Here is a 16,691-nt window from a genome sequence, read left to right on the forward strand (position 1 = left end):
AGTTCGGAGAAGGCCTGTTGGTCACTGCGGTGCCGACGCCTCGAGCGCATCGCTCTGGCCGAGATAGACAGCCTGCACCCTCGAATCGGTACGGATCTGCGCCGCTGGCCCACTGGCGATCAAGCGCCCCTTGTCCAGTACCACGATCACGTCGGCAATCTCGAACACCACATCGATGTCATGCTCAGTGAACAGGAGCGTGATGCCGCGCTGGCGAACCTCGTCGACGATGGCTGCGACGGCTGTTCGTGTCTCCACCGGCGACATTCCTGCCAAAGGCTCGTCCAGCAACAGCACCTTGGGCGTCTGGGCGACGGCCATGGCCAGCTCGAGCTGCTTCTGATCGCCGTGCGACATGGTCTTGGCCTGCAGATCCAACGCGTCGCCGAGCTCGAAGCGCGACGCGAGCGCCTGGACGTCCGACTCGAAGAAAGCAGTTGCCGCGCGCCAGAACGACCAGACGTGACGGCCCTGGCACAACAGCGCGGTCCGAAGGTTCTCCCGCACGCTCATTTCACCGAACACACTGGTGCGCTGGAAAGTCCTGCCGAACCCGCTCCGTACCCGCGCCTCCGGTGACAGCGTGGTGATATCGCAGCCCCGAAGTCGGATTGCCCCGCTGCTTGGCACAAGCTTGCCCGTGATGAGGTTGAACAAGGTCGACTTCCCAGCACCGTTCGGGCCAATGACCGCCGTGATCTTGCCTTCGGGGATGGCAAAACCCACCTCGCTCAGTGCCTTGAATCCGCTGAAGGTCTTGCTCAGGCCCTCGATCTCGATCAGCACGCTCATTGAGGCCTCCGGAGATCGGCTTCAAGATCGGTCACGGATTGGCCGGCTTTGCGTGCACCCTTGCGCTTGGTTAGCTCGAACAATCGCTGCAGACCGCCCGCAAGACCGCCGGGCGCGAAGAGGATCAGCGCACCAAGCATCACACCGGTCACTGCGGACCAGTACTCGGTGACGGCGGTAGCCTCCTGATTGATGAACAGCAGCGCGGCGGCTCCGAGCACAGGTCCGAGCAACTGATTCATGCCGCCCAGAACGACCATGTTCAGCGCCTCGGCACCCTTTGTCCAGAACAGATAGTCGGGAAACAGTCCCCGGGTATGGAAAGCGAACAGCGCGCCAGCGAGTCCCGCCAGCGCACCGGCGATCACGAAGGCCACCAGCTGCACCCTCGGCACCGAGGTACCCAGGAACTGCACCCGCTCCGGGTTGAGCTTCGCCGCATTGAGCAGGGTGCCAAATGGAGAGCGCGCCAGGCGATACAACAAGTACAGGACGGCGCACAGCAGCACGAGGCAGATCCAGTAGAACCAGCGCTGATTGGTCCACCCCAGCAGGTTCTCGAACTGCGGCATCGGCAAGCCATTGATCCCCTGATCACCGCCAGTGAGGTCGTTCCATCGGAAGGCCACCGCCCACACCAGCTGACTGAATGCGAGTGTCAACATCGCAAAATAGACCTTCGATCGCCGCACGCACAGCATGCCGAACAGCAACGCGAAGAGTGCCGCCAAGCCCATGCCGATCAATGTGGCCGGAACGAGCCCGATGCCCCAGCGCATGGCGGCGAGCCCCGCGCCATAGGCGCCGAGGCCGAAGTAGGCGGCATGGCCGAACGACACCATGCCGCCAAAGCCGACCAGGAGATTCAGACTGACGGCGAACAATGCCCAGATCGCCACCTCGGCACCAAAGTTCAACCAGAGGCGGGAGCCGAAGATGCCGATGCCGAGCGCCAAAGGAAACAGGATCAGCGCGAGCGTGGCTTCAGTATGACTCTTCATGATGCACCTATCTGCGGGAGCACTAGCCAATCCGCCGACCGAGCAGGCCCTGCGGGCGCAAGGTGAGGGTGATCACCATGAGGGCTGCGACAACGAACAGAGCAAGCTGAGGGAAGAAGTACACGGTGAATGAGTAGACGACGCCGTAGACGAGCGAACCCACAAGCGTGCCGGCCAGTGAGCCAAGCCCGCCGATCACCACGATGATGAACAGTACGATGATGATCTCGGAGTCCATGCCTGGAACCACCGACACCAGCGGCGCCATCAGCGCACCCGACAAGCCGGCGAGGAAGGCCCCCAGCGCGAAGACGCCGGTCTGAATCCAGCGCACGTTCTTGCCGAGCATCAGCAGCATTTCTCGATCCTGCGACGCAGCGCGGATCAGCTCCCCGATGCGGGTGCGGTGCAGCAGGAACCACAGACCGAGCACAATGGCGAATCCCACGCCAATGAGCAGCAGGTTGTAGTGGGAAAGCGTCGCACCAGCGAGTTCGAAGGATCCGGACAGCATCGCCGGTCGCATCACGGATTGCTGGTTGACTCCCCACACCATCCGGACGCAGTCGGCCAGCACCAGGACCAGCGAATAGGTGAAGAGCAGCTGAAACAGCTCCTCCTTGCCGTACAGACGTGAGATGAGCCAGCGTTCTAGAGCTGCACCGATCACCCCCACCGCGACTGATGCGATGAACAGCGCGGCCACGAAGCCGACGCCCGACGCGCCAAGCAGCCGCGCCAGCGAGGCGAGCAGGAAAGCGCCCAGCATGAACAGACTGCCATGAGCGAAGTTGAGAATCCCCATCACACCGAAGATGAGCGACAGGCCTGAGGCCGTGACGAACAGCGTCATGGCCGTCGTCAGTCCACTGACGAGCTGTGCCGGAACAAAAGAGAGGTCCATGGCCGCGCTCCCGAATCCGACTGACTAGTCCATCAGGCCGCCGACGGCGATGCTGTGGATGTTGGTGAGAACCGGGGTCTCCGAGCCGGCGACCTTGGCCGCCTGGCCCCATAGATGCGCCCGATCGGCCTGCTGATCCTTGGCGCGCATCGTGATCGGCCCTTGCGGCGAAGCGATGGTCAATCCCTTCATCGCCGCTGAAACCTTCACGGCATCGATCGAGTTGGCCTTCTTGATCGCCTCGACCAAGAACTGCATGGAGATATAGCCCTGGATGACCCATGAAGAAGGAACGGCCTGCTTGGTGACTTCGCGCACGCGCGAGAGGTATGCCTTGTGCGCCGGCGATGACTCCCAGTTGTCGGCGTCGTAGGTGTTACCCCAGATCCCCAGCGGATATTCGTCGCGCAGCGCTTTCAACATCTCCACGGAGCCCGCCTCACCGACGGCTACCAGACGCGGCCCGAGCTGCTTGAAGTAGCCAAGCGCGCTGGCCTGCTTGACGAAAGCGTCGAAGTTGCCGCAACAGATTACCGAGAACACTGCCTCCGGCTTCGCCGCAAGCTGTGCGGTGACGAAGGCCGTGTAGTCGGACTCATTGAGCTTGGGCCATTGTTGGTCCACGATTTGCACATCGGGCACCAGCTTGCGCAGATGCGTGGCAAAGGCCGTCACCGCGTCACGGCCATAGGCAAAGTCCGGCGCGATTGTCGCGATTCGCTTGACCTTCATCGAGGCGACGATCTCCGCCGCCACCCGGCCCTCGGTGGTCGTGTTTCCGGAAGTGCGGAAGATGTAGGGATGCAGTTGATCTGGCGCGGTCAGGCGGTCGGTCTTGGGCCCCGGAACGATCGTGACGATCTCGTTCTCTTTTGCGACCTGCGAGATCGCCGTTCCCTCGGCCGAAGTGAAGGTGCCGACGAGAAAATCCACCTTGTCGCGCAGGATCAGCTCACGGGCCACCCGCACGGCTTCTTCCGGGCGGGACTTCGTGTCGCGCGGCACCAGTTCAATCTTGCGGCCAAGCACGCCGCCATTGGCGTTCACCTGATCTGCATACAGGCGCGCGCCATCCAGAATCGGGGCGCCAAACTGGGCGCCCGCCCCGGAAAGGATCATTGGGACGCCGATCTTGATGGGTTGGGCCGAGACTTGCGCTGTAGCAGCGAACAGCACGCCTGCTACCAAAAACAGAAACCTCACAGATTTCGCGAGCATGTCTTCTCCAGCGTCTTCGCCGAATGCCACAATGGAGAGGCCCATCCTCTCCGCATCAGCAATCGAGCGCGGCGTCGCAGTATGTTGGCCCGCACAGGCTGCACGCAATGTGAATCTGCGCAATGACACTTGCAGCAAACGGCCAAGCGATACAGCGCCAGCTCAGAGCGCGAGTGCGCCTACTTGGACCTTGCGCTTCGGTCCGGGCCCGATCTGATGACGCCCGACGACTTCATCGAGGTCAATCAGGACCTCGACACACTCACGGGCGAGTCCCGCCACCCGCTCACCTCCGGTTGTTTCGCGCCCCGGCAAGACGTCAGATCGATCATTCGCAAGCGCTCCCCAAGGGCAGCGAGGCGGACTACCTACTCGGACCCGAGGGTGGCCGGCAGATCGAAGATGCGGCGGAGTCCTTGTCAATTGCTCGTCTCGTGCCCGGGGGATTGATAGGCGCGCCCTCGCCGCAGCACTTGCGGCGCTCTGGAGGCAAGTTCCTCAGCGGGGGTATCTGAACGTGACGTTCAAGAATTCGACGTCAGCCAAGCTGCGGTCGACCGACCACCTGCATGTTCGTCGCAGGCAGCATCATGCCAGCCACCGCGGCGATCGCCGACACTCCGGCCATGATCGCGGTCGAATGCCAGCTACCTTTCGTGCCTAGAAGATAGGTCCCGATGATGGGCGCCGTAGCACTAAGGCGCACGACGGATCGCCGCATCGCCGGGTGACCTCAGACAGGGAGCCCTGCACCATGGAACGTCCGGCCTGCTCAAGCTCTTCGATGGTGTGCAGCATCTGAAGCCCCCTCCCCGCAACGGTGGGGACTGGTAAGCGCAAGGCGACGCCCCGTGGCCCTGCAACCAGTGCCGATCACTGGCTTGTTGCATTGGAGGCAAGTGCAGCGAGGTTGCGCGATACAACATTCGTGGCAGGCGCGCCGGCAAGCCAGGTGCTCTTAAGCAGCACGTTGTTGTCGGCAGGTCCGAAAAAGCCGTTTCCTCCACCACGCAGCACAGCCTGCATTCTTCGAAATGGGACCGCTGCAGCCGCGGTGAGGGTTCCGCCGCGGTTCTTGTCAGGCGGGCTGAGGGAAGTTCGTGAACTTTGGAAGGTTGGCCCGATTACAGGGGCGGAGCCTGCCTATCGGCCTATACCGCCGCTGTATAGCTCTGCCATGAAACGCCATTGGCGCTACGGGGCGTCGGCTCCTAGACTCGCAGCGACAGCACATCCCCACTTCCCTTCGCGCATGACCACCATCTTCAACCCGCCTTCCTGCCGGCGTGTCGGCAGCGACGACCAGCACTACTTCTTCGGGTACTACAACAAGTCCAACTGGGACCGCGAGAACCGACTGGTGCTCGCGCTTCAAGTGCCCTGGGCCGATCGCGAGCTCACGCCCGATCTGGTGGCCGGCGTTGGCTACTTCGACACGCAAGACGGGGACCGTTTCGTGCGCGTCACCGAAACAGGCGCTTGGAACTGGCAGATGGGCGCGCAGCTCCAGTGGCTCGACAACGCTCCGGGGCAAAAGATCATCTACAACGTGCGCACCGCCGCGATAAGGACTCGCTACCCCGGTTTCGGCAGCGAAATCTGCGACATCCTGACCGGTGAAAAACGAAGCCTACCCATGCCTGTGTACGTCACGGCGCCCAACAGCAAGTGGGCCCTGTGCGTCAACTATCGGCGCCTTTGGGTGACTCACCAGACCATCGGCTATGGCGCAAATCAAGCCACCCCTCCCGAGGGCGATCTGGCGAAACATCCGGCTGACGACGGCATCTACCGCATGGACTTGGCCACCGGCACCGCCGAACTCGTTTTGAGCTATCAGGCCCTTCGCGACTTTCACGCACGCCAGTCAATGGAGAAAGCACTGCACTGGGTAAGCCACATCGAGATCAATCCAGCGTCAAGCCGCATCCTTTTTTTGCATCGATGGACCGAACGCGTGGCCGATGAAACCTGCTTCCTGCACCGGCTCATCACCATGAATCCGGACGGCTCCGACCTGCGGCTGCTCGAGTGTTCGGACCATCCGCTGCCCCAACTGGCAGACGATTTCGACCCGAGCGCCGTCGGCACCTTCGACTATGAAAAATCGGAGTACCAGATCTCGCATCCGCTTTGGCAAGACAACACGCACATCGTCGTGTGGGGTCCGCACCTGGGCGAAATTCACTACCACCTATACACCGACGCGACAGACGGCGACGTGCAGGTGATCGGCAAGGACGTGCTGACCGAGAATGGCCACATGAGCTTCTCGCCGGTGAGCACGCGATGGCTGCTGAGCGACACATACCCAGACGCCCGCACCCACCAGCGCGATCTATTTGTCTACGATATGCAGACCGGCCAGCGGGTCGATATTGGGCGCTTCTACACCAACCCCGATCTGAGCAAGGAGAATCGCTGCGATTTGCATCCGCGCTGGAGCCGGGACGGCCGTCAGGTGTGCATCGACTCGATACACGATGGCGAACGCCGGATCTACATCCTCGACCCCGGACTGCCACGCTGAATCAAGCACGAGACGGTGTTTCCACCGTCCTGCTGAGACAAGACCTCCGGCGCGCGACGGCGAGCCGGAGGTCTCGTTTCTTACGCCGCCAAGGCAATCACTTCGACTGCAATTCTTGCACCCGGCACGGGCAGTGGCGATGCCTTGACTACCGAGCGCGCCGGCGCCGTTTGGAAGTGCGCGCGCCACACGTCATCGAAGATGGCAAAGTCGTTGAGGTCCGTCAGGAAGACCTGCGCCTTGGCAACGTGTGCGAGGTCGCTGCCGACCTTGCGCAGCGCGGCGTCCAGACGGGCCAGCACCCATTCGGTCTGCAGCTGGATGGACGATGCATAGTGCGGGTATGCGGCATGCACCACGCACTCCGGTGGCATCTCGCCGGTGTCGAAACCCGGGAAGATGCCGGCGGAGAACACCAACTCGCCGCAGCCGATGGCCTCGGGGCCTCGCGAGCCAATCTCCGGCGGCAGTCGCAGTGCATCGCCGGTATACGCGGTGAGGTCGATCTCAATGATCGTCCCTGTCACAAGCAGTGAGCCGATCCCCGTCACCGCGAGCGCTGGTTTGCGCGGGAAGGTCTCGCGCCAGGCGCGAAGGAAGTCGTGTTCGTTGCTGGTGTCGAGCAAGAGCGCCTGCCCCTTGACGACTTCCGTGGGCTTGGCGCCGGCGGCGGCCAGCGAGCGCGCCATGTTCTGCAGGGTATAGATGGTCTGTTTGGCGAGGTCGACCTGCCCATCCGGTCCGGCGGCCTCGGGCGGCACACCGGCCACGGCATTGTGTGCCAGTTGACCCGAGGTGAACACAAAGTCGCCCGCTCGCATCGCTTCGACTTTCTTGGTCAGCGGACGGGGCGCATCGGAGACTGCGGGCCGCATCGGAATGTCGGCATCAGATGCGACGGCGATCAGCGCGATCTCCAGTCGCGCGCCGGGAATCAGCAGCCCAGCGGCGCCGACGGTGGTGCGTGTCGGCGGATTGGGAAAATAGCGCTTCCACACGCGATCGAAACCGGGAAAGTCCGTGCTGTCGAGCAGGAACACATGGGCCTTGATCACACGGTCCAGCGAGCTGCCGGCTTGCTCTAACGTTTTCGAGAGCGTGCGCAAGATGTAGTCGGTCTGGAGTTCGGCCGCCGAATCGAAATACGGAAACTGCGCATCGATGACGGCTTCGGGTGCGATCGCATGAACCCAGTCGGTGGCCAGCACGGCCGAGGTGAAAACGAAAGCGCCGGCCCGCACGGCTTCGGTTTGCCAGATGGGGGCCGGAGATTCGTGGCTGCGGGTGTGCGCAAAGTTGCGGCCTTGAGGGAAGTTCATTCAGGATTCCTTGAGTTGAGGGAGAGAGGCAATTCGTTCGATCCAGTGCGCGGCTTCAAGCAGCTGCCGGTCGCCATGCCGCGCACCCACGAGTTGGACGGACAGGGGCAGTCCCAGTGGCCCCCGGGCTACGGGAAGCGAAAGACAAGGTAGCCCGAGCAACGACCAACTCAGATTGAAAGTCGCGTCGCCGGTCGATGCGAGTCCGGCTGGCGCCTCACCTGGAGTGGCGAGCGTCAGCAGCACATCGTGATCGGCCATCAAGGCCTCGATCGTGACGGCCAAGTCGAGGCTGGCGGCCTTAGCACGGACGTAGCTTTCGTCGTCAACATGCCGACCGCGCTCGATCTCCGACAGCAGCGTCGGGCCGAGTTCGCCGCCTTGGGCGCTGCATTGCTCGGGCAGCAGCGATCGGCCCATTTCGTAGCGGGAAACAGTGCGATGCCAGTCGAGGGACAGCTCGAATCCACCCGGCCATCCGGGGCTGCGGACCATGGCCCCAGCGCGGCTGCATCGAGCGGCCACCTGGTCCAGCACCGCCATCGCAGCGGGGTCGGCCCGGTCCGCGAACGGACCGGGGAAAAAGCCGATGCGGGGCGCGGGCCCCGCAGATGACAGCGGTGTCGATTCGTCACGTCCTCGCAGCACGTCGAAGAACAGTGCGACATCAGACACGCAGGTCGCGAAGGCGCCGACGGTGTCGAGCGACCACGAATAGCCTTTGGTGCCCGCGGGAGAGAGGGCACCAAATGTCGGCTTGAAGCCGACCGCGCCACAGAATGCGGCCGGACGAATGATCGACCCGCCGGTCTGCGTGCCTGTGGCCAGCAGAATCTGGCCGTCAGCAACAGCGGCAGCCGAACCGGCTGAAGACCCTCCGGGTGTGTGCAGCTTGTTGTGCGGATTCGTCGTCGCACAGGGGCGCGTCGCACCGAACTCCACGGTGGCCGTCTTGCCCAATATCACTGCGCCCGCCGCACGCGCCAGGGCCACGCACGCGGCGTCCATGAACGGACGATGACCCGCATAGGCGGGCGACCCATACGCCGTTGGCAGTGCCTGTGTGTCCGACAGATCCTTGATGCCGATCGGAAGACCATGCAACAGCCCGCGGCGCGTCTGGCGATCACGCTGGCGCGCTTCCTTCATTGCTTCCTCCACACCGAGGCAGGCCCATGCATGGAGGTCCTCTTCTCGCGCTATCGCTCTTTCAAGGCTGGCACGCACCATCTGCTCGGAAGTCCATCGGCCGGACGTGATGCCGCGCACGCAGTCCGTGGCAGTGGAGGCAAAAGCGTCGGCGGCTGAGGCGTTGGGCATGCGGACAAGTCTAGAAATTCAGACATATATCCACAAATGATTTATTGCCACACCTCTATTCAGCTTTCACATACATTCGGCCATTACCCATCCCACCGGAGTTGCCATGGGCCGCCCCTTGAATTCCCGCCAGATCGAAGCGTTTCGCGCCGTCATGCTCAGCGGCACCACCACGGCCGCCGCGCAGATCTTGCACACCACACAGCCGGCGATCAGCCGCACGCTGGCCCAACTGCAGTCGGCCAGTGGCATCCGGCTGTTCGAGATCCAGCGCGGCCGGCTGTTGCCGACGCCAGAAGCGAAGGAGCTGTTCGACGCAGTGCAGCGGCACTTTCTCGGTCTCGAAAAGGTAGAGCAAACAATCGCGTCGTTGAAGCACACGGGCGTCGGACTGCTGCGTATCGCATGCACGCCAGTTCTGGGCCTCGCCGTACTGCCTTCCGTGGTGCACGGCTTCAAGCTCGACTACCCCGGCACGCACATCACGCTGCACACCATCGGCACGCACCTCATGCGCGACGGCCTGCTCAGCGGCATGTACGACATTGCGCTGTCGACCAGCGACATCAGCACGATCGGCCTGGATCCCGTGCTGATGCACCAGGACCGGTCGGTGTGCGTCATGCACAGGAAGCATCCGCTGGCAGGCAAGCCCACCGTGCACGTGCGCGATCTGCAGCACTACCCTTTGCTAGCCCACCATGCGGACGACGCGCAACACCAGATGCTCCAGCAGGCCATGACAAAGCACGGGGTCGTACCCCCGTCGATCGTCGAGACCAATTATTCAGCCACGATCTGCAGGCTCGCGGCCGAAGGCGTGGGCATCGGCCTTGTGAGCACCTATGCGGCATCGGTCTTCGCGGACCTGGTGCGTGCCGTCCCCTTCACGCCGGGAATCGTGGTCCAGACGCACATGGCGTATGCACCCAACGTAGCGCCGTCGAAGCTCACGACGGAATTCGTGGCGCGCCTGGAGGCCTATTTCAAGACCCTGAAGAGCTGAGGCGCACGAGGCGGAGCGGCTTGATTTGGCTCATACCAAATTTACATAGACACCCCGCGATAGATCATTTGTGCGCATTCGTTTCCACTCCTACACTTTCGCCGAAATAGGAGCCCGACGCATGGTTGTTGATCTTTCGCACGTGTTTCACGACCGAATGCCCGGCGTTCGCTTCAAGAACGACGCTGGCGAGCCGATGGAGCTGACCGCCCGAATGCAGCCTTTCATGACCCATTCGCAGTCGTGCGCGCACTACGAAGGAAAGGCGTCCTTCGAGATTACCGACGTTGCGTTCCAGACCTCAGTGGGAACCAAGATGGACGCGCCGCGCCATCGCTTCGAGGGCGCCGCCGACATCGCCTCCATCGCACTCGACCGATTGATCCTCGACGGCGTCGTCATCGACGCCCGCCATGCAGGACCGGAACAGGAGCTAGGCCTGGGCGACCTTCGGATTCCCAGCGATATCGCGGGCAAGGCGGTGCTGTTCAACTTCGGCTGGGACCGTCATTGGGGGAGCGAAACATACCGCGCGCACCCGTTCGTCTCACGCGAGGTGCTGACACGACTTTGCGACGCAAACATCGCATTGTTCGGGGTGGACTGCTCGAACGCCGACTCGACCAAGGATCCGGAGCGCCCGGCGCACACTTGGTTCCTCAAAAAAGAGATCCTTATCGTGGAGAACCTGACCCGCCTCGAAAGCCTGCACGGCAGGTCGTTTGACTTCTTCTCCATTCCGCTGAAGGCGCGCGATGCGGCCGCCTTCCCGGTCCGGGCTTTCGCGCAGCTGCATCCGCCGATGGAGCTCGCGTCCGATCCTCGATACAAGGAATAGTCGCATGTCCAAGTTATTTGTATTGCTTTGTCTGTGGGCCGGATCTCTCGGAAGTGTCCACGCGCAGGAGATCAAACCGCCGGCGCAGCTCGTCACGCCGGGCCGGCTGACTTATGCGGTGGCCGGCACTTTCGCGCCCTTCGCGTTCATGAAAGACGGGGCGCTCACCGGCTTTGACATCGACATGGGCGCCGAGATCGCGAAGCGCATGGGTCTTGCCGTCCAACCCCTGAGCATCGAGTTCAAGGGCGTCATTCCCGCACTGCAAGGCGGCCGCGTGGACTTCATCAACGCCGCGATGTACATGAACGAGGCGCGCGCCAAAGAGGTGGATTTCATTCCCTACCTGCGCATAGGCACCGAGGTCGTCGTTGCGAAAGAGAACGTGAAGAAGATCACCGGCCGCGACGACTCGTTGTGCGGCAAGCGGGTGGCAGTCACGCTCGGCGGCATCCAGGAGACGTATGCGCGCGGCGATGACGCTCGCTGCAGGGCCGCGGGCAAGGACGGCGTCATCGTCATGACCTTTCCCACGGCGCAGGACTCGCTCTTGACGGTGCGGCAAGGCCGGGCAGACGCACTGTTCGACTCGACCCCCGGTGCGATCAAGGCCATGAGCGAACTGCCCGACGTGTACGTTCGCGTCGGCAGCACCTTCGAAGCGAACACGCGCCTTGGGTACGCCGTGCGCAAGGGTGATCAGGCCATGCGGCAGGCGGTGGAGGATGCACTCAAAGCCGTAGTGCGAGACGGCACCTACAAGCGCCTTGTGGTGAAGTGGGGCTTCCCCGCAACGATGTCTATCTTCGAATAGGCAACGCGATGACGCTGTCGCCTGAGCTTGTCCTCCAGTATGTCTTCTCGATTCCATTCGCCAAGGGCGCCGGGGTGACACTGTTACTCACCGTGGCGTCGCTCATCTGCGGTTTGGCCATCGGGATGATGCTGGCGCTGGCGCAGGACTCACGCCTTCGACTCTTCCGCGGCAGCACCATCGCTTACTTATGGCTGTTTCGCGGTACACCGGTGCTGTTCCAGATCATTTTTATCTTCAACGTGCTGCCGACCTTAGGCGTCACGCTGACCGGCTTTGCCAGCGCTGTGCTAGCACTCTCGCTCAATGAGGGTGCCTATATGGCCGAGGTGGTGCGCTCCGGCCTTCTCGCAGTGAAGAATGGCCAGCGCACTGCGGGACTTTCGCTCGGCATGCGGGATTGGGAAGTGATGCGTCATGTCGTGATTCCGCAGGCCCTGAAGGTGATCCTGCCGCCGCTGGGCAATCAGATGATCGGCATGCTGAAGCTCAGTGCATTAGTGTCGGTGATTGCTGTCGAAGAGCTGCTGTTGATTGCCAATCAAACCGCAAGCGCCAACTTCAAGTACTTCGAGGCGCTGACCGCCGCAGGCATCTATTACCTCGCGATGACAACCGTCTTTATGGGCATACAGGCCCTGACCGAACGTGCCGTCAATCCTCGTGCGCGACGCACCGCAGCCTCCTCTTCGCTGACGCAACGCCTGCTCGGTATCACCGCGACCCGCACCCCCATCCGGTAAGAGCATCATGTCTTCATCCCTCAGTCGCGACGATCTACTCTGCATGACGGGCATCCAGAAATACTATGGTGAACACCATGCGGTGCGGAACTGCTCCTTGACAGTCGCCCCTGGCAAGACGGTCGTGATCGTCGGCCCCTCCGGCTCCGGAAAATCCACGCTCCTGCGTTGCATCAACCTGCTGGAAACCATCAATGAAGGCTCAATCATCTTCAACGGCCAGGAGGTCGGCCGTGATCGCTCAAAGGCGTACCTGACCCGCAGACAGATGGGCATGGTGTTCCAGAACTTCGAGTTGTTCCCACACCTGAGCGTACTGGAAAACATCATGCTCGCGCCGGTGCGCATCCTTCGCGCGGATGCAAGCCGGACACGCCGCGAAGCGTTCGAGCTGCTGGAGAAGGTCCGCATTCCTGACAAGGCGCATGCGTACCCCGACGATTTGTCCGGCGGCCAGCAACAGCGCGTGGCCATTGCTCGTGCGCTGGCCATGAAACCCCGCCTCATGCTGTACGACGAGCCGACATCCGCGCTTGATCCAGAGATGATCAAGGAAGTGCTCGATGTCATGGCGGACCTCAGCGAAGGCGGCATGACGAGCGTCGTTGTCACGCACGAGATGGGATTCGCAAAACGAGTCGCAGATCAGATCATCTTCATGGACGCCGGAGAGATCGTCGAGAACACCGCGGTGGACGCTTTCTTTTCGGGCAATATCACGCCGCGAGCCCAACGCTTTCTGCAGCAGATCGTTCATTGACGAGGTCCGCGGTCCTCAGGAGCACGCGTTCAGGGAACGCCCGATGGGCGCCTTAGGTCGTTTGACCTTCGACTATCGGGCTGCCATCTTCCAGCTACCGAAAAAAGGAACACTCCAGCGGGCTCTGCCACGACAGCGCCCCACTGCTCGCGCTGGAGGCGTTGGCAACCGAGGTCGTCCGCCTCATTCATTGCGGCGGCTTGAATCAGACGATGTTCGCCGAGCTGCTGTTAGCGGTAGCTTCTGCTGGCCGGAGAACCTGTACCCGAAGCCGGCAAGGCAGGGCACATCACCGGGCTGCTCCGGCGGTGTGATCGAGCGGTTCGCCCTGCCGATCATCTTAGATGAGCAGAGCTTTTGCGCCCCATTTTCTTCGCGAGCGCCTGCGCTGGTTCAGCGTCGGGACATGATGCTCGAGGGACCTCATCGCTCGACACCACCAGCTGAACGCCAGCCCCCAACCTGCCAGAGTTCTTCCAATGGATATCGCTGCCGCTGGAAATCTACATGCCCGGTCCTGCCGCCCTGACAGAGGACTGGCTCGACGAAGCACGCTGTCGACATGCCTGGTAGCTGGGCTATCGGGATGAGCGGGCATCGCGCCAGCCGACCTATATCAATACGGGATAGAGATGTGCCGACGTTCTATTGTTGTTCACAACCTAGAGAACATAGACTTTGCAGATGCTCCAGCGTCGTCAGCCTCCAGACACAACCCTTCCGCAGCCGTCACGCGACTACGCCGCGATTGCCAGTGCGATGTTGTCATGAGCGCCTACTGGTCCACCGGCGTCGACCTGCCGAACCTACAGCAACCTGCCCTTGCCCGGTTGACCGACTTTGTCACGCCGCTAGAGCACGTCTTCTTCTTACGCCACATGGCTATGCCGGAGATCGACAGGGCGACCTGGCGACTTGCCGTCGGCGGGCTGGTCCAGTATGAGTTGTCGCTCTCGCTTGCCGATCTCGAAGCCATGCCGCAGACCGAGGTCTGTGCAGTTCATGAGTGCGCGGGGCACCCGTTGCACCCTACGGTGCCGGTGCGCCGTGTGGCGAACGTTGTCTGGCGCGGTGTGCGTTTGTCCGAAGTGCTGAAGCAGGCGTGCGTATCGCCTGCCGCGCGTTTCGTCTGGTCCTACGGCGCAGATGGAGGCGACTACCACGGCATCGATATTCCCGCCTATGTCAAAGACATGCCAGTTTCGGAGCTGCATGGCGGCGAGGCGATGCTCGCCACGCACATGAACTCAGAGCCACTCAGTGACAAACATGGTGGACCGGTGCGCCTGGTCGTGCCTGGCTTCTACGGAACGAACTCAACCAAATGGCTGGTACGACTCGCGTTAAGCGACACGAGATCTCCGGGTTATTTCACGACAGTCATGTACAACGACCGCGTCGTCAAAGACGGCATTGAGCAGCTTTCTCCCGTCTGGAGGGTGGCACCTCACGCGGTGATGGTTCAGCCATCTGAGCACGCACGACTAACCTCCGGCAGTCAGAAGATCGTCGGTTGGGCATGGGGCGCTGATGCAATCACGCGCGTCGAGGTCAGCACCGACGAAGGCACAAGGTGGGCAGACGCACAACTTGACGCGCGCAATGACCATGCATGGCAGCGATTCGAGTTCGAGTGGTCGCCGCCATCTTCGGGTACCTACCAGCTGCGTTGCCGTGCGTTTGACAGTACCGGCCTCGGTCAGCCCGAACATGGTGTGCGCAATGCAGTTTTCTCGATCTCCGTCACCGTCGAGTAGTCGACATTCACCGCGTTCCATCCCCTAGGATTTAAGAATGAAGAAACAACTATTGGCCGTCGCACTCGCCGCGATGACAACGGCCTGCGTGTTCGCACAGACAGACAACACAGTCGCCAAAGTCAAATCTTCAGGCACCATCACCATGGGCGTGCGCGAGTCGTCGGGCGCCCTTTCGTACATGATTGGCGACGGCAAGTACGCAGGCTTTCATGTGGACGTTTGCCAGCGCGTCATCTCGAACCTGGAGCGCACGCTAGGCACGAAGGTCGAGGTTCGTTATCAGCCAGTGACCTCGCAGAATCGCATCCCGCTCGTGCTGAACGGCACAGTAGACATTGAGTGCGGCTCGACCACCAACAATCTCGCCCGCCAGAAGGACGTCGCCTTTGCGCTCACCACCTACGTCGAAGAAGTGCGCGTTGCAGTCAAGGCCGACTCCGGCATTGACTCGCTCACGCAACTGGCGGGCAAGGTGATCGTCACCACGACAGGCACGACGTCCGTTCAACTACTGCGCAAGCACAACCGCACAGCGGAACTCAAGTTCAAGGACGTGTTGTCCGGCAAAGATATGGCGGACAGCTTCCTGCTGCTGGAGTCAGGCCGTGCGGACGCCTTCGTGATGGACAGCCAAGTGCTGGCCGGCAACATTGCCACCTCAAGAAGTCCGGCCGACTACCGGATCGTCGGCGAGCCGATCAGCATCGAGCCAATCGCGATCATGCTACGCAAGGACGATCCAGCATTCAAGAAGGTGGTCGATGACTCCATTCGCGAACTGATCAAGACAGGAGAACTGGCCAAGATGTATGACCGCTGGTTCGTGCAGCCCATTCCACCGAAGAACATCAAGCTGAACGTCCCTGCCAGTGCTGCGACACGGGCCGCATGGGCCGATCCCAACGACAAGCCGCTGGAATCGTATGTGTGCAGCCCGCCTTCGTGCGTGCCGCCAGCGCCGGGTCGGTGACTCCGGCGTCTGCGCATATGCAGTGAAGCGCTAAGATTGAGAAGTCACCTTTCCGGCGAGTAGATCGCCGGCCTGCCCGCCGAGATGTCCCGGTTCCCCGATGACGAGGTGGCGATGCTGGCGCAGGAGGCCAAGCGCTATGGCAAGCGCATGGCTGCGCACGCCCTGTCCAGCGAATCGGTGACGCAGGCGTGCGCCACGACATCGAAATGGTCTACCACGCCAGTTTTGCCGTGCCGAGGCCTTGGACATACTCAAAGCTGCAAGGGACAGGCATTACGTCGCACCCGGGCATCGGTTGGTTGATCCGCACTACCTAAAATGCCGCCGAATTCGGCATCACCGAGGCCGCAGCCACGCGGATGGGCTACAAGCAAGGAAGTTGCGTGGGCTTCGCTGCGCGAAATGCACAAGCGCGGGGTCCGCATCCTCCCGCGCAGCGACCTTGGCTTTGCGTGGATGCCGCACGGCACCAACGCCAACGACCTGCAGCACTTTGTCGACTCCATCGATGACGTCCACGTTGGCTTTGCTAGCTGCAACTCAACTCGGTGACCAGATCATGCAAAGACCTGACGAACTCGGCCAATTGAAGGCGGGCTCACTGGCAGACATCGTTCTGGTGGACGTGATCCCTTTATGAATCTGGCTTTGCTCACGAATCCGGCCAAGGTTCAAAGCGCAATGAAGGAAGGGACGATCTACAAGGACTGCGC

General features: G+C 61.9%; 14 protein-coding genes. 8 read left to right on the forward strand and 6 right to left on the reverse strand.

The window, feature by feature from the left end:
- Positions 1 to 21: 21 nt before the first annotated feature.
- Genes ACSQ9A_RS32550 through ACSQ9A_RS32565 form a run of 4 tightly spaced genes read right to left on the reverse strand, consistent with a single transcriptional unit; the run spans position 22 to position 3,915 of the window.
- The gene (locus ACSQ9A_RS32550) at positions 22 to 792 is read right to left on the reverse strand and encodes an ABC transporter ATP-binding protein (protein WP_436306946.1); all 771 of its coding nucleotides are present in this window, start codon (positions 790 to 792) and stop codon (positions 22 to 24) included.
- Positions 789 to 1,793, reverse strand: coding sequence for a branched-chain amino acid ABC transporter permease (locus ACSQ9A_RS32555; RefSeq protein WP_436306947.1), 1,005 nt, complete (start codon positions 1,791 to 1,793; stop codon positions 789 to 791). Before ACSQ9A_RS32555 ends, ACSQ9A_RS32550 begins: the two co-directional genes overlap by 4 nt.
- 22 nt (positions 1,794 to 1,815) lie before the next feature.
- The gene (locus ACSQ9A_RS32560) at positions 1,816 to 2,697 is read right to left on the reverse strand and encodes a branched-chain amino acid ABC transporter permease (protein WP_436297611.1); all 882 of its coding nucleotides are present in this window, start codon (positions 2,695 to 2,697) and stop codon (positions 1,816 to 1,818) included.
- A 24-nt stretch (positions 2,698 to 2,721) separates the two neighbouring features.
- Positions 2,722 to 3,915 carry an ABC transporter substrate-binding protein gene (locus tag ACSQ9A_RS32565; RefSeq protein WP_436306948.1) on the reverse strand — a complete coding sequence of 398 codons (1,194 nt, stop codon included), beginning with the start codon at positions 3,913 to 3,915 and terminating at the stop codon, positions 2,722 to 2,724.
- A 1,252-nt stretch (positions 3,916 to 5,167) separates the two neighbouring features.
- On the opposite strand from ACSQ9A_RS32565, the gene ACSQ9A_RS32570 reads away from it, so the two are divergent.
- Positions 5,168 to 6,445 (forward strand): hypothetical protein, encoded by a 1,278-nt coding sequence (locus tag ACSQ9A_RS32570; RefSeq protein ID WP_436306949.1) that lies wholly within the window; start codon positions 5,168 to 5,170, stop codon positions 6,443 to 6,445.
- An 80-nt stretch (positions 6,446 to 6,525) separates the two neighbouring features.
- Here ACSQ9A_RS32570 and ACSQ9A_RS32575 read toward each other — a convergent pair whose 3' ends face one another.
- Together ACSQ9A_RS32575 and ACSQ9A_RS32580 are read right to left on the reverse strand one after the other, a co-directional pair.
- Positions 6,526 to 7,764, reverse strand: coding sequence for a RidA family protein (locus ACSQ9A_RS32575; RefSeq protein WP_436306950.1), 1,239 nt, complete (start codon positions 7,762 to 7,764; stop codon positions 6,526 to 6,528).
- Positions 7,765 to 9,084, reverse strand: coding sequence for an amidase (locus ACSQ9A_RS32580; RefSeq protein ID WP_436306951.1), 1,320 nt, complete (start codon positions 9,082 to 9,084; stop codon positions 7,765 to 7,767).
- Between the two features lie 106 nt (positions 9,085 to 9,190).
- On the opposite strand from ACSQ9A_RS32580, the gene ACSQ9A_RS32585 reads away from it, so the two are divergent.
- The 7 genes from ACSQ9A_RS32585 (at position 9,191) to ACSQ9A_RS32615 (ending at position 15,975) form a co-directional block, all read left to right on the forward strand.
- Positions 9,191 to 10,090: a LysR family transcriptional regulator gene (locus ACSQ9A_RS32585; protein WP_436306952.1), complete on the forward strand. Its 900-nt coding sequence runs from the start codon at positions 9,191 to 9,193 to the stop codon at positions 10,088 to 10,090.
- A gap of 121 nt (positions 10,091 to 10,211) precedes the next feature.
- Complete coding sequence (locus tag ACSQ9A_RS32590) at positions 10,212 to 10,928, forward strand: cyclase family protein (RefSeq protein ID WP_436306953.1); 717 nt, start codon at positions 10,212 to 10,214, stop codon at positions 10,926 to 10,928.
- A 4-nt stretch (positions 10,929 to 10,932) separates the two neighbouring features.
- Entirely contained in the window at positions 10,933 to 11,742 is an 810-nt protein-coding gene (locus tag ACSQ9A_RS32595) for an ABC transporter substrate-binding protein (protein WP_436306954.1), read from the forward strand.
- An 8-nt stretch (positions 11,743 to 11,750) separates the two neighbouring features.
- Positions 11,751 to 12,485 carry an amino acid ABC transporter permease gene (locus ACSQ9A_RS32600; RefSeq protein WP_436306955.1) on the forward strand — a complete coding sequence of 245 codons (735 nt, stop codon included), beginning with the start codon at positions 11,751 to 11,753 and terminating at the stop codon, positions 12,483 to 12,485.
- Positions 12,486 to 12,492: 7 nt separating this feature from the next.
- Entirely contained in the window at positions 12,493 to 13,245 is a 753-nt protein-coding gene (locus ACSQ9A_RS32605; RefSeq protein ID WP_436306956.1) for an amino acid ABC transporter ATP-binding protein, read from the forward strand.
- Positions 13,246 to 14,012: 767 nt separating this feature from the next.
- Positions 14,013 to 15,002 carry a molybdopterin-dependent oxidoreductase gene (locus tag ACSQ9A_RS32610; protein ID WP_436306957.1) on the forward strand — a complete coding sequence of 330 codons (990 nt, stop codon included), beginning with the start codon at positions 14,013 to 14,015 and terminating at the stop codon, positions 15,000 to 15,002.
- Positions 15,003 to 15,039: 37 nt separating this feature from the next.
- On the forward strand, positions 15,040 to 15,975 hold the full coding sequence (locus tag ACSQ9A_RS32615) for a transporter substrate-binding domain-containing protein (protein ID WP_436306958.1): 936 nt from the start codon (positions 15,040 to 15,042) through the stop codon (positions 15,973 to 15,975).
- Positions 15,976 to 16,691: the final 716 nt, after the last annotated feature.

This window comes from Variovorax sp. LjRoot290, assembly GCF_964253985.1.
Classification (GTDB): Bacteria; Pseudomonadota; Gammaproteobacteria; order Burkholderiales; family Burkholderiaceae_C; genus Variovorax.

What these genes read in the sequence shown, in the direction of transcription:
- ACSQ9A_RS32550 (WP_436306946.1), bottom strand. Translation starts at nt 792, where the DNA reads ATGAGCGTGCTGATCGAGATCGAGGGCCTGAGCAAGACCTTCAGCGGA.
- ACSQ9A_RS32555 (WP_436306947.1), bottom strand. Translation starts at nt 1,793, where the DNA reads ATGAAGAGTCATACTGAAGCCACGCTCGCGCTGATCCTGTTTCCTTTG.
- ACSQ9A_RS32560 (WP_436297611.1), bottom strand. Translation starts at nt 2,697, where the DNA reads ATGGACCTCTCTTTTGTTCCGGCACAGCTCGTCAGTGGACTGACGACG.
- ACSQ9A_RS32565 (WP_436306948.1), bottom strand. Translation starts at nt 3,915, where the DNA reads ATGCTCGCGAAATCTGTGAGGTTTCTGTTTTTGGTAGCAGGCGTGCTG.
- ACSQ9A_RS32570 (WP_436306949.1), top strand. Translation starts at nt 5,168, where the DNA reads ATGACCACCATCTTCAACCCGCCTTCCTGCCGGCGTGTCGGCAGCGAC.
- ACSQ9A_RS32575 (WP_436306950.1), bottom strand. Translation starts at nt 7,764, where the DNA reads ATGAACTTCCCTCAAGGCCGCAACTTTGCGCACACCCGCAGCCACGAA.
- ACSQ9A_RS32580 (WP_436306951.1), bottom strand. Translation starts at nt 9,084, where the DNA reads ATGCCCAACGCCTCAGCCGCCGACGCTTTTGCCTCCACTGCCACGGAC.
- ACSQ9A_RS32585 (WP_436306952.1), top strand. Translation starts at nt 9,191, where the DNA reads ATGGGCCGCCCCTTGAATTCCCGCCAGATCGAAGCGTTTCGCGCCGTC.
- ACSQ9A_RS32590 (WP_436306953.1), top strand. Translation starts at nt 10,212, where the DNA reads ATGGTTGTTGATCTTTCGCACGTGTTTCACGACCGAATGCCCGGCGTT.
- ACSQ9A_RS32595 (WP_436306954.1), top strand. Translation starts at nt 10,933, where the DNA reads ATGTCCAAGTTATTTGTATTGCTTTGTCTGTGGGCCGGATCTCTCGGA.
- ACSQ9A_RS32600 (WP_436306955.1), top strand. Translation starts at nt 11,751, where the DNA reads ATGACGCTGTCGCCTGAGCTTGTCCTCCAGTATGTCTTCTCGATTCCA.
- ACSQ9A_RS32605 (WP_436306956.1), top strand. Translation starts at nt 12,493, where the DNA reads ATGTCTTCATCCCTCAGTCGCGACGATCTACTCTGCATGACGGGCATC.
- ACSQ9A_RS32610 (WP_436306957.1), top strand. Translation starts at nt 14,013, where the DNA reads ATGAGCGCCTACTGGTCCACCGGCGTCGACCTGCCGAACCTACAGCAA.
- ACSQ9A_RS32615 (WP_436306958.1), top strand. Translation starts at nt 15,040, where the DNA reads ATGAAGAAACAACTATTGGCCGTCGCACTCGCCGCGATGACAACGGCC.